This is a genomic window from Rathayibacter rubneri, from assembly GCF_023743255.1.
GTDB lineage: Bacteria > Actinomycetota > Actinomycetes > Actinomycetales > Microbacteriaceae > Rathayibacter > Rathayibacter rubneri.
In genome coordinates this window covers 15109-27057 of record NZ_JAMRYM010000051.1, presented here as the reverse complement: position 1 = coordinate 27057, position 11949 = coordinate 15109, and the positions used below count along the sequence as shown (strand labels likewise).

The window sequence follows — 11949 nt, the reverse complement described above, 5'->3', positions numbered from 1 at the left end:
CCCTAGATCGCCCCTCCAGGCCCCTCCCGCGCAGCGCGCGCCCTCTCTTGACCGGCTCGTGCGCACAGCGCACGGCCCTCTGTCGACCGGCTCGTGCGCCCCGCGCACGGCCCCTCCCCTCACCCGGAGTTGCGCGCGGGGCGTGGGTGGTGCAGTCGCAAGGCGGAGGAGGAAGCGATACCGGCGGTATCGCGCCCGACGACAACGCCGCGAATGCGCCGCCCACGCCCCGCGCTCACCGGCGGGTGGCGTCGTCTACTTCGCCGACGAGCTCCTCGATGATGTCCTCCAGGAACAGCACCCCTGTGGCCGTCCCGTGCTCGTCGAACGACCGGGCGAGGTGTGCTCCGGTGCGGCGCATGATCGCGAGGGCGTCCTCGAGGTCGGTGGCTTCGAAGATCGAGGCGAGCTGCCGGATGCGCTTGGCCGGGATGGGCAGGCGGAACTTCGCTCCCTCGGTGTCGCCGTCGAGGTCGAGGACGTCCTTGAGGTGGATGTAGCCCTCGGGTGCTCCGTCGGTGCCGAGGACGACGTAGCGCGAGAAGCCGTGCTTGGCGACGGCGCGCTCGACGTCGGCGGGTGTCGCTCCGGCGGGGAGGCTGACGATGCCGTCGAGCGGGAGTGCGACGTCGTGCACCTTCTTCTCGGTGAACTCGAACGCGGCGAGGAGGGTGCTGGAGTCGCGCAGCGTGCCCTCCCGGGTCGACTGGTCGACGATGGTCTGCACCTCCTCGAGGGTGAAGGTGCTGTTCGCCTCGTCCTTGGGATCGACGCGGAACAGGCGGAGCACCCCGTTGGAGATCGCGTTGAGGGCGACGATCAGGGGGCGGATCACCCGGGCGATGGCGACGAGCGGGGGCGCGAGCAGCAGCACCGCCTTGTCGGGCATCGAGAACGAGATGTTCTTGGGCACCATCTCGCCGAGCACGACGTGCAGGAACGACACGATCAGCAGGGTGATGACGAAGGCGACCGTCCCGGTCAGCTCCTCCGGCAGTCCGACGGCGTGCAGCGGGATCTCGAGGAGGTGGTGGATCGCCGGCTCGCTGACGTTCAGGATCAGCAGCGAGCAGACGGTGATGCCCAGCTGCGTGGTCGCCAGCATGAGCGTCGCGTGCTCCATCGCGGCGAGGGCGGTGATCGCACTGCGGCGACCGCTCTCGGCGAGGGGCTCGATCTGGGAGCGGCGCGCCGAGATGACGGCGAACTCCGCTCCGACGAAGAAGGCGTTCGCGGCGAGCAGCACGACGAGCCACGCTATTCCGGCCCAGTCACTCATCGCCGGCCTCCTTGCGTGCTCGATGGGCCCGTCCCGCGTCGGCCAGGGGGTCCGGCGGTGTGCCGGGCTCGGCGTCGGGGTCGGGGGTGAAGCGGATGCGGTCGATGCGGCGTCCGTCGAGGCGCTCGACGCGGAGCGAGCCCCCGTCGACGGGCACCTCGTCGCCGGCCTCGGGCAGTCGGCCGAGCTCGCTCATGATGTAGCCCGCGACGGTCTCGTAGGGGCCGTCCTCGGGGATGGCGACGCCGACGCGGTCGCGGACCTCGTCGGGGCGGAGCATGCCGGGGAAGGTGGTGGAGCCGGGCAGCTTCACCACGTCGGGGCGGGAGCGGTCGTGCTCGTCCGCCACCTCGCCGACGAGCTCCTCGACCAGGTCCTCGAGCGTCGCGACGCCCGCGGTGCCCCCGTACTCGTCGACGACGACCGCGAGCTGGAAGCCGCGTCCGCGCAGCTCCGTCAGCAGGACGTCGAGCTTCATCGTCTCCGGCACGCGCAACGGCTCGGAGCGCAGCGCCGTGACGGGCACCTCGGACCTCTTGCCGCGCGGGACGGCCACGGCCTGCTTCACGTGCACGACTCCGACGATGTCGTCGATGTCGTCATCGGTGATCGGGAAGCGCGAGAGCCCCGTGGTGCGGGCGAGGTCGAGGACGTCCTGGGCCGTGCTCGAGCGCTCGACGGTGGAGAGGCGGAGCCGGGGGGTCATCACGTCGCCGGCGCTGAGGGCCGAGAAGCGGAGGGTGCGCCCGAGCAGGTCGGCCGTGTCCTCCTCGAGCAGCCCGGCGCTCGCGGAGTGCCGGACGAGGCTCGAGAGCTCCTCGGCGCTGCGGGCGCCCGAGAGCTCCTCCTTCGGCTCGATGCCCATGAGGCGCAGGAGCGCGTTGGCGCTGCCGTTGAGCAGGGCGACCGCGGGGCGGAACACCGTGGTGAACGCGCTCTGCAGCGGGACGACCAGCTTGGCGGTCGCGCGGGGCAGGGCGAGGGCGAAGTTCTTCGGCACGAGCTCGCCGAGGATCATCGAGAGCAGCGTGGCGATGACGATCGCCACCACGGTGGTGATCGGCGAGACCGCCGCCTCGGGCAGTCCGAGGCCGAGGAAGGGCTGCTCGAGCAGCGTCGAGAGGGCCGGCTCCATGGTGTAGCCGGTGAGGAGCGTGGTGAGCGTGATGCCCAGCTGCGCGCTCGAGAGGTGGGTCGACGTGACCTTCAGCGCCGCGATCGTCATGCCGAGCCGCGTCTCGCCGCGATCGCGACGGGCCTCCAGATCGGCCCGGTCGAGGTTCACCAGGGCGAACTCGCTGGCGACGAAGACGCCGGTGCCGAGCGTCAGGAGGAGGCCGACACCGAGCAGGAGCCACTCAGCACCCATCGGGGGCACCTCCGCTCGGCGTGCGGAGGATCCGAGCGGCGCGGTTCAGCGCGGCGGCGAGGTCGGGGTGCGGGGGCCGGACGGTGCGGTCCGACGGCGGATGAGCAGAGGGAGGGTCGTCCATTGTGCTGCCGAGTCTACCGGCGACACCGCCGACGACGGGGCGCACTCCCGAGGATCAGAGCCACTTCTTCGCCTTGAACACCGCGTAGAGCCCGACGCCGAACACGACCATCAGCCCGAGCGCCCAGGGGTAACCGAACTCCCAGTGCAGCTCGGGCATCTCGTCGAAGTTCATGCCGTAGACGCCCGCGATCAGGGTCGGGGCGAAGAGGATCGCCGCCCAGGACGAGATCTTGCGCACGACGTCGTTCTGCGCGAGCCCCGTCTCGGTCTGGCGACGCGAGACGAGCGTCGAGTGCACGGTGAGCGCCTTGTCGAGGATCGCGCGGAGGGCGTCGACCGCCTCCGTCACCCGGATGGTGTGGTCGAGGACGTCGCGGAGCGAGCGGTGCAGCTCCACGTGGTCCGGCGACGCCCCCTCGGCCGGCGTCTCCTCGGCGAGCGCCCGGAGCAGCGCGGTCAGCGGCTGCACCGAGCGCTGGAAGTGGATGACCTCGCGGGAGAGCCGGTAGATGCGCTCCGAGAGCCTGTCGTCCGAGTCGGCTCCGAAGAGCTGGTCCTCGATCTCGTCCACGTCGCCCTGCACTCCGGCGACGACGGGGGCGTACTCGTCCACGACCTGGTCGAGGATCGCATACAGCACCGCCGCCGGACCCCGGGCCAGCAGCGCCGGGTCCTCCTCCAGCCGACGGCGCACCCGCGCCAGATCCGGGGAGTCGGCGTGCCGGATGGTCACCACGAAGTCCGGCCCGACGAAGACGTGCAGCTCGCCGAAGACGACCGTCTCGTCGGCGTCGAGGTACCGCGCGGGGCGCAGCACCACGAAGAGCCCGTCATCGTAGCGCTCGAGCTTCGCGCGCTGGTGCCCGCTCAGCGCGTCCTCGACGGCGAGCGGATGCAGCCCGAACTCGTGGGCGACGGCCTCGACCTCCTCGCGGGACGGCCGGAACAGGCCGATCCACGCCATGCCGTTCTCCTCGCGCATCAGCTCGAACGTGTCCTCGAGGGAGTCCGGGTTGCGGATGCGGTGGCCGCCGACGTACACGGCGTTGTCGACGATGGTCATGCGCTCGGTTCTAGCAGACGCGCACCGGGCTCCCGCTGACGGGCGGAGCGCCGGCTCTCAGGTCACCAGCTGACCGGCAGCGCCTTGCCCTCCTCGTAGCCGGAGGCCGACTGCAGCCCGACCACCGCTCGCTCGTGGAACTCGGCGACGCTGCGCGCACCGGCGTAGGTGAACGAGGAGCGGACGCCGGACGTGATCATGTCGAGCAGGTCCTCGATCGAGGGGCGCAGCGGATCCAGGTAGATCGTCGACGACGAGATCCCCTCGGCGAAGAGGCGCTTGCGCGCCAGTTCGTACGCGTCGAGGCGCCCGAAGCGCTCCTGCACGGCCTTGGCCGACGCCATCCCCCAGCTCTCCTTGTAGACGCGGCCCGCCGCATCCGTCCGCAGCTCGCCCGGCGCCTCGATCGTCCCCGCGAACCAGGAGCCGACCATGACGGAGGCGGCGCCCGCCGCGAGGGCGAGGGCGACGTCGCGCGGGTAGCGCACTCCCCCGTCGGCCCAGACGTGCACGCCGAGCTCGTGCGCCCGCTCCGCCGTCTCGAGCACGGCCGAGAACTGCGGTCGGCCGACCGCGGTCATCATTCGGGTCGTGCACATCGCTCCGGGCCCCACTCCGACCTTCAGGATGTCGGCACCCGCCTCGACGAGGTCGTGCACCGCCTCGGCGGTGACGATGTTGCCCGCGGCGATCGGGACCCCGAGGTCCAGCGCCGAGACCGTGCGCAGCGCCCGCAGCATCGCCTCCTGGTGCCCGTGCGCGGTGTCGAGCACGAGGACGTCGACGCCCGCCGCGACCAGTGCGCGCGCCTTCGCGGCCACGTCGCCGTTGATGCCCACGGCGGCCGCGACGCGCAGGCGCCCGTCGGCGTCGAGGGCGGGGTCGTAGATCGTCGAGCGCAGCGCACCGGTGCGCGAGAGGGTCCCGACGAGTGCGCCGTGGTGCAGCACCGGGGCGAAGTCGAGATCGGCCGCCACCATCAGGTCGAACGCGGCCCGGCCGGTCGTCACGTCGTCCGCGTCCAGGGACGGGGCGGCGTGGTGCACGAGATCGCCGAGCCTCGCGTCGGGCAGGGCCGTCGCGAGCCGCGAGGCGGGGACGCAGCCCCTGACCGTCCCGTCCTCCTCCTGCACGACGAAGCCGTGCCCCTCGACCGCGGGCAGGATCGCGAGCGCCTGCTCGACCGTGGTGGCCGGATCGGCGGTCAGGGCGCCCGAGAAGGCGACCGGCTGGTCCTTCACCCAGCGGATCGCGGCGTCGAGGGACTGGAGGGGCATGTCCTGCGGGAGGACGCCGAGACCTCCGCGACGGGCCAGGGCCGCCGCCAGCCGCGGCCCGGTGACGGAGTTCATGTTCGAGGAGACGAGCGGGATCGTCGCACCCGTGCCGTCGCCCGGTGCGAGCGAGACGTCGAGCCGGCTCGTGACCGAGGAGCGGCCCGGCACGAGGAAGACGTCGGAGTAGGTGAGATCGCCTGTGGGGGTTCCGCCGGAGAAACGCATGCCTCGAACGGTACTCCGACCCGCCCGCGGGGCCGCCGACCGAGATCCGGGCTAGGCTTGACGACCGGGACGGGACCAGGCGACGAGGCCGGTCCTCACGGGCGAGGACGACGTTCTCGCAGGTGAGGTGCAGGCATCGAGGGATGCGCGGGCCCGTCCGGATGATCGAGGACGAATCAACGGAGAGAGTGGGCGATCGGCTGTGTCGAGCCAGTTGACCGGAGTGGGAACAGACCAGGGCGCGGAGGACTTCGGAGCCAACGAGTGGCTCGTGGAGGAGCTGTACGAGCAGTACAGCGCCGACAAGGCCTCCGTGGACGAGTCCTGGTGGCCGATCCTGGAGCGCTACGGTCAGCAGCTGGCGGCGAAGTCGTCCGCCGCGGCAGCGCCTGCGGCCCCAGCCGCCCGGCCCCCGGCCGAGAAGCCCGCTGCGGCCGGCCCGTCGACGAGCGCAGGCGGTGCGGTGACCCATCCCGTCACCTCGCAGCAGCCCGGCGCCGCCCCCGTCTCGCGCACCACGTCCCAGGAGCCCAAGAAGGCCCCGATCCCCGCCGATGCGCCCGTGGGGACGCCCGCCGCGGCCGAGGCGGAGGCGCAGGAGGAGGACGCCGTCACTCCCCTGCGCGGCATGGCGAAGAGCCTCGCGACCAACATGGACGCGAGCCTCACCATCCCCACCGCCACGAGCGTGCGCACGATCCCGGCGAAGCTGATGATCGACAACCGCATCGTGATCAACAACCACCTGCGCCGCACGCGCGGCGGCAAGGTGTCGTTCACCCACCTGATCGGCTGGGCGCTCATCCGCGCGCTCAAGGACTTCCCGAGCCAGAACGTCTACTACGACGAGCCCGGCGGCAAGCCGTCGGTCGTCGCGCCGGCGCACGTCAACCTCGGCATCGCGATCGACATGCCCAAGCCCGACGGCACCCGCGCCCTGCTGGTCCCGAGCATCAAGCGCGCCGACACGCTCAGCTTCACCGCGTACCTCTCGGCGTACGAGGACCTGGTCAAGCGCGCCCGCGGCAACAAGCTCGTGGCCGGCGACTTCGCCGGCACGACGCTGTCGCTGACGAACCCGGGCGGCATCGGCACCGTCCACTCCGTCCCCCGCCTGATGAAGGGCCAGGGCTGCATCATCGGCGCCGGAGCGCTGGAGTACCCGGCGGAGTTCCAGGGCTCGTCCGAGAAGACCCTCATCGAGCTCGGCATCGGCAAGACGATCACGCTCACCTCGACCTACGACCACCGCGTCATCCAGGGCGCGGGATCCGGCGAGTTCCTCAAGATCGTGCACGAGCTGCTGCTGGGCGGCCGAGGCTTCTACGAGGACATCTTCGCGGCGCTGCGCATCCCCTACGACCCGATCCACTGGTCGACCGACATCGCCGTCGACCTCGCCGAGCGCGTCTCGAAGACCTCGCGCGTGCAGGAGCTCATCAACTCGTTCCGCGTCCGCGGCCACCTCATGGCCGACGTCGACCCGCTCGAGTACGTGCAGCGCTCGCACCCCGACCTCGCCATCGAGAGCCACGGGCTCACCTTCTGGGACCTCGACCGCGAGTTCGTGACCGACGGCTTCGGCGGCAAGCGCCAGCTCAAGCTGCGCGACATCCTCGGCATCCTGCGCGACTCCTACTGCCGCACCGTCGGCGTCGAGTACATGCACATCCAGGATCCGGAGCAGCGGGCCTGGATGCAGCAGAAGCTCGAGCGCGGCTACGAGAAGCCCGGCCACGACGAGCAGCTCCGCATCCTCGGCCGCCTCAACGAGGCCGAGGCGTTCGAGACCTTCCTGCAGACCAAGTACGTCGGGCAGAAGCGCTTCTCGCTCGAGGGCGGCGAATCGCTCATCGCCCTCCTGGACGCCGTGCTGCAGGGCGCCGCCGACGAGAAGCTGGACGAGGTCGCGATCGGCATGGCCCACCGCGGTCGCCTGAACGTGCTGACCAACATCGCCGGCAAGACCTACGGCCAGATCTTCCGCGAGTTCGAGGGGACCCAGGACCCCAAGACGGTCCAGGGCTCCGGAGACGTGAAGTACCACCTCGGCACCGAGGGCACGTTCCGCGGGGCCGGCGGCGAGGAGATCCCCGTCTACCTGGCCGCGAACCCCTCCCACCTCGAGGCCGTCAACGGCGTGCTCGAGGGCGTGGTCCGCGCCAAGCAGGACCGCAAGCCGATCGGCACCTTCACCACCCTGCCGATCCTCGTCCACGGGGACGCGGCGATGGCGGGCCAGGGCGTGGTCGTCGAGACCCTGCAGATGTCGCAGCTGCGGGCCTACCGCACGGGCGGCACGATCCACATCAACATCAACAACCAGGTGGGCTTCACCACGCCTCCGCACGAGGCGCGCACCTCGATCTACTCGACCGACGGCGCGAAGACGATCCAGGCGCCGATCTTCCACGTCAACGGGGACGACCCCGAGGCCGTGGTGCACGTCGGCCAGCTCGCCTTCGAGTACCGTCAGCGCTTCCACCGCGACGTGGTCATCGACCTCATCTGCTACCGCCGACGCGGCCACAACGAGGGCGACGACCCCTCGATGACGCAGCCGCTGATGTACAGCCTGATCGAGGCCAAGCGCTCGGTGCGCAAGCTCTACACCGAGGCGCTCATCGGGCGCGGCGACATCAGCCAGGAGGAGTACGACCGCTCGCACCAGGACTTCCAGGACCGCCTGGAGCGCGCGTTCGCCGAGACTCACGCGGCGCAGACCGGGGCGATCCCGGTGATCTCGCCCGACGGCGACTCCGTGGCCGACCTCGAGCTCCCGGACGCGCAGCAGGGCGAGGACTACCCGGGCGAGCCCGAGAGCACCGGCGTGAAGGAGGAGGTCGTCCGCCTGATCGGCGACGCCTTCAACAACCCGCCCGAGGGCTTCACGGTGCACCCCAAGCTCCAGCAGCTGCTGGCCAAGCGCCAGGAGATGAGCCGCTCCGGCTCCATCGACTGGGCGTTCGGCGAGCTGCTCGCGCTCGGCTCGCTCCTGATCGAGGACACCCCGGTGCGCCTCGTCGGCCAGGACACCCGCCGCGGCACCTTCGTGCAGCGCCACGCGGTGCTGCACGACCGCGGCAACGGCCAGGAGTGGCTGCCGCTGATGAACCTGTCGGAGCAGCAGGCCCGCCTGTGGATCTACGACTCGCTGCTGTCGGAGTACGCGGCGATGGCGTTCGAGTACGGCTACTCGGTCGAGCGCCCCGACTCGCTCGTGCTGTGGGAGGCGCAGTTCGGCGACTTCGCCAACGGCGCCCAGATCGTGATCGACGAGTTCATCTCGTCGGCCGAGCAGAAGTGGGGCCAGCGCTCGTCGCTCGTCCTGCTGCTGCCGCACGGCTACGAGGGCCAGGGCCCCGACCACTCCTCGGCCCGCATCGAGCGCTACCTGCAGATGTGCGCCGAGAACAACATGACCGTCGCCCGTCCGTCGACCCCGGCGTCGTACTTCCACCTGCTGCGCCGCCAGGCCTACTCGCGCCCGCGCCGTCCGCTGATCGTCTTCACCCCGAAGGCGATGCTGCGACTGCGCGGAGCGTCGAGCGCCGTCGAGGACTTCACCTCGGGCCGCTTCGAGCCGGTGCTGGACGACGCACGGGTGCAGGACGCCTCAGCCGTCAAGCGCGTGCTGCTGCACGCCGGCAAGGTGCACTACGACCTCAAGGCGGAGCTCGAGAAGAAGCCGGACGACGGCATCGCCCTCGTGCGCCTCGAGCAGTACTACCCGGCTCCGATCGAGGGGCTGCGCGCGATCGCGGAGCGCTACCCCGACGCGGAGCTGGTGTGGGTGCAGGACGAGCCCGAGAACCAGGGCGCGTGGCCGTTCATCGCGCTCGAGGTGGCTCCGCAGCTCGGCCGCCCGATCCGGGTCGTGTCCCGTCCGTCGGCGGCGTCCCCCGCCGCCGGATCGGCCAAGCGCCACGCCGCCGAGCAGGCCGACCTGCTGTCGAGGGCCGTCACCCGGTGATCTCCGGCTCGTGAAACGACGTTCGGCTCGTCAGAACCTGGAGTTCTGACGAGCCGAACGTGTTCCTGCAGGCCGAGAGCAGTGGGTCGCGTGCCGACAGGCGGCGGTCCCGGCGGAGTCGCCTGGGTGACCCGGGGGCGCGCCGAACGGGAGGGTGCGGGCTACGCGCTGACGGACGCCGTCGAGTGCGTCGCCTGCGCGTCGCGCAGCATGCCGAGCACCTGGGCGCGGAGGTCCTCCGGCGCCGTCTCCTTGCACGCGCGCTGGACCGCGACGGTCAGCACGACGCCGACCTTCGCCTCACCGGAGCAGTCGGGGCAGTTCGCCATGTGCTCGCGGATGTCGGCGGCGTCCTCCTTGCACAGCTCGTTGTGCAGGTACTCCTCGAGTTCTGCCTTCGCCTTGGTGCAACCGCAGTCGGTCATTTCGTGCTCCCGGAAGTGAAAGCGGCGCGGAACCCGCGCTCGCGTGCGTAGTCGGTGAGTCGTTCGCGCAGCATGCGGCGGCCGCGGTGCAGCCGGCTCATGACGGTCCCGACGGGGGTCTTCATGATGTCCGCGATCTCCTGGTAGGAGAATCCCTCGACATCGGCGAAATACACGGCGAGCCGGAAGTCCTCCGGGATCGCCTGCAGGGCCTCCTTGACGGCGGTGTCGGGGAGGTGGTCGATCGCCTCGGCCTCGGCCGAGCGGCTGGAGGTGGCGGTCGTCGACTCGGCACCGCCCAGCTGCCAGTCCTCGAGCTCGTCGATCGCGCTCTGGTACGGCTCGCGCTGCTTCTTGCGGTACGAGTTGATGAAGGTGTTCGTGAGGATCCGGTAGAGCCACGCCTTGAGGTTCGTGCCCTGCTCGAACTGGCGGAACGCTCCGAAGGCCTTGGCGAACGTCTCCTGGACGAGGTCCTGGGCGTCGGAGGGGTTCTTCGTCATCCGCAGACCGGCCGCGTAGAGCTGGTCGATGAAGGGGAGCGCCTGCTGCTCGAAGAGTGCGCGGAGGTCGACGGGGGCGTCGGGCTCGACGGTCGCGGCGTCGTCGAGGGACTCCTCGACGGTCTCCTCGATCGTCTGCTCCGCCTCGTCGGGCGCCGGCGCCTCGGCGGCGGTGCGGGGGCGTGTGGTGTCGTCGCGTGTCATCACAAGCGATCCTAAGCCGCGGGGGCCCGCGAGCACCGGGGTTGCCGCTGCGCTCCGGAGCCGCGCGGGACGCTCGAGGACCGCTTCCGCTGATGCTGACGCCATGCTCCGCCTCCGTTCCTCCGCTGCCGACTATCCTGATAACCGATGGTCTTCTCGCGTTATTCCGCTCCCGAGTTCGATCCGTACGGCGACGCCCGCGCGCTCCCCGGAGAGGACGACTGGTCGGCGCCCACCGCCCTCGGTGCGCTCGACGCGGTCGTCGAGCTGCCCGGCTCCAAATCGCTGACGAACCGCGAGCTCGTGCTCTCGGCGCTCGCCTCGGCTCCGTCGACGCTCCGCGCACCGCTGCACTCCCGCGACAGCGCGCTGATGATCGAGGCGCTCCGCTCGCTCGGCACCGGAGTGGGCGAGTCGGGTGCGACCGGCGCGTTCGGCGCCGACCTCGTCGTCGAGCCCGCCGAGGAGCTGCTGGGCTCCACGACGATCGACTGCGGGCTCGCGGGCACCGTCATGCGCTTCGTCCCGCCACTGGCGGGACTGGCGCTCGGCCCGACCACCTTCGACGGCGACGCCTACGCCTACAAGCGCCCGATGGGCGCGACGATCGCGTCGCTCCGCTCCCTCGGCGTCGATGTGGCCGACGACGGCCGCGGCTCCCTCCCCTTCACGGTGCACGGCTCCGGTTCCGTGCGCGGCGGCGACGTGACGGTCGACGCCTCCCGCTCGAGCCAGTTCGTCTCGGCACTGCTGCTCGCGGGCGCCCGCTTCGACGAGGGCCTGCGCCTGCGTCACGTCGGCGACCGCCTCCCCAGCCAGCCGCACATCGACATGACGATCGCGTCCCTCGCGGCACGCGGGGTCGTCGTCGGCACGCCGGCTCCGGGCGAGTGGACGGTCGAGCCCCAGGAGATCTCGGGGGCCGACGTGCTGCTCGAGCCCGACCTCTCGAACGCGGCGCCCTTCCTCGCCGCGGCTCTCGTGACGGGCGGCCGGGTCCGCCTGCGCAACTGGCCCGCGACCACGACGCAGGTCGGCGCCCATCTCGAGCGCTTCCTCCCCCTCTTCGGCGCGACCGTCGAGCGCGACGGCGGCGACCTCGTCGTCACCGGCGGCGACGAGATCCTCGGGGTCGACCTCGACCTGTCGGAGGGGGGCGAGCTCGCTCCCGCCCTGGCCGCCCTGGCCGCACTCGCCTCGACTCCGAGCACGCTCACCGGCATCGGCCACATCCGGCACCACGAGACCGACCGCCTCGCCGCCCTCGCGGCCGAGATCACCGGCCTCGGCGGCTCCGTCACCGAGCTCGAGGACGGACTGCGGATCGAGCCCGCCGTGCTCCACGGCGGGCGCTGGCGCACCTACTCCGATCACCGCATGGCGCACGCCGGGGCGATCATCGGCCTGGTCGTGCCCGGGGTGGCGATCGAGGACATCGCGACGACGTCCAAGACCCTCCCGCAGTTCCCCGAGCTGTGGCGCGCACTGGCGGGATCGGTCTAGCC

8 protein-coding genes are annotated in these 11949 nt (G+C 71.3%); 2 read left to right on the top strand and 6 right to left on the bottom strand.

What is annotated here, in order from left to right:
- Positions 1-235: 235 nt before the first annotated feature.
- The 4 genes from NB037_RS12095 to guaB1 form a co-directional block, all read right to left on the bottom strand.
- Positions 236-1279 (bottom strand): hemolysin family protein, encoded by a 1044-nt coding sequence (locus tag NB037_RS12095; protein ID WP_251946092.1) that lies wholly within the window; start codon positions 1277-1279, stop codon positions 236-238.
- On the bottom strand, positions 1272-2648 hold the full coding sequence (locus NB037_RS12090; RefSeq protein ID WP_251946090.1) for a hemolysin family protein: 1377 nt from the start codon (positions 2646-2648) through the stop codon (positions 1272-1274). Before NB037_RS12090 ends, NB037_RS12095 begins: the two co-directional genes overlap by 8 nt.
- 178 nt (positions 2649-2826) lie before the next feature.
- A complete protein-coding gene (corA, locus tag NB037_RS12085; protein WP_251946089.1) occupies positions 2827-3837 on the bottom strand; it encodes a magnesium/cobalt transporter CorA in 1011 nt (336 codons plus the stop codon).
- A 62-nt stretch (positions 3838-3899) separates the two neighbouring features.
- On the bottom strand, positions 3900-5339 hold the full coding sequence (guaB1, locus tag NB037_RS12080) for a GMP reductase (protein ID WP_251946087.1): 1440 nt from the start codon (positions 5337-5339) through the stop codon (positions 3900-3902).
- Positions 5340-5541: 202 nt separating this feature from the next.
- Here guaB1 and NB037_RS12075 point away from each other — a divergent pair, with 202 nt between their 5' ends.
- Positions 5542-9312, top strand: coding sequence for a multifunctional oxoglutarate decarboxylase/oxoglutarate dehydrogenase thiamine pyrophosphate-binding subunit/dihydrolipoyllysine-residue succinyltransferase subunit (locus NB037_RS12075; protein ID WP_251946085.1), 3771 nt, complete (start codon positions 5542-5544; stop codon positions 9310-9312).
- 161 nt (positions 9313-9473) lie between these two features.
- Here NB037_RS12075 and NB037_RS12070 read toward each other — a convergent pair whose 3' ends face one another.
- Positions 9474-9737, bottom strand: coding sequence for a zf-HC2 domain-containing protein (locus tag NB037_RS12070; RefSeq protein WP_207406439.1), 264 nt, complete (start codon positions 9735-9737; stop codon positions 9474-9476).
- Positions 9734-10444: a sigma-70 family RNA polymerase sigma factor gene (locus NB037_RS12065; protein WP_207406441.1), complete on the bottom strand. Its 711-nt coding sequence runs from the start codon at positions 10442-10444 to the stop codon at positions 9734-9736. Before NB037_RS12065 ends, NB037_RS12070 begins: the two co-directional genes overlap by 4 nt.
- Before the next feature lie 147 nt (positions 10445-10591).
- On the opposite strand from NB037_RS12065, the gene aroA reads away from it, so the two are divergent.
- Positions 10592-11947, top strand: coding sequence for a 3-phosphoshikimate 1-carboxyvinyltransferase (gene aroA, locus NB037_RS12060; RefSeq protein ID WP_251946083.1), 1356 nt, complete (start codon positions 10592-10594; stop codon positions 11945-11947).
- Positions 11948-11949 lie beyond the last annotated feature (2 nt).

Coding starts and splice junctions, on each gene's coding strand:
- NB037_RS12095 (WP_251946092.1), bottom strand. CDS start 1,279: ATGAGTGACTGGGCCGGAATAGCGTGGCTCGTCGTGCTGCTCGCCGCG.
- NB037_RS12090 (WP_251946090.1), bottom strand. CDS start 2,648: ATGGGTGCTGAGTGGCTCCTGCTCGGTGTCGGCCTCCTCCTGACGCTC.
- corA (WP_251946089.1), bottom strand. CDS start 3,837: ATGACCATCGTCGACAACGCCGTGTACGTCGGCGGCCACCGCATCCGC.
- guaB1 (WP_251946087.1), bottom strand. CDS start 5,339: ATGCGTTTCTCCGGCGGAACCCCCACAGGCGATCTCACCTACTCCGAC.
- NB037_RS12070 (WP_207406439.1), bottom strand. CDS start 9,737: ATGACCGACTGCGGTTGCACCAAGGCGAAGGCAGAACTCGAGGAGTAC.
- NB037_RS12065 (WP_207406441.1), bottom strand. CDS start 10,444: ATGACACGCGACGACACCACACGCCCCCGCACCGCCGCCGAGGCGCCG.
- aroA (WP_251946083.1), top strand. CDS start 10,592: ATGGTCTTCTCGCGTTATTCCGCTCCCGAGTTCGATCCGTACGGCGAC.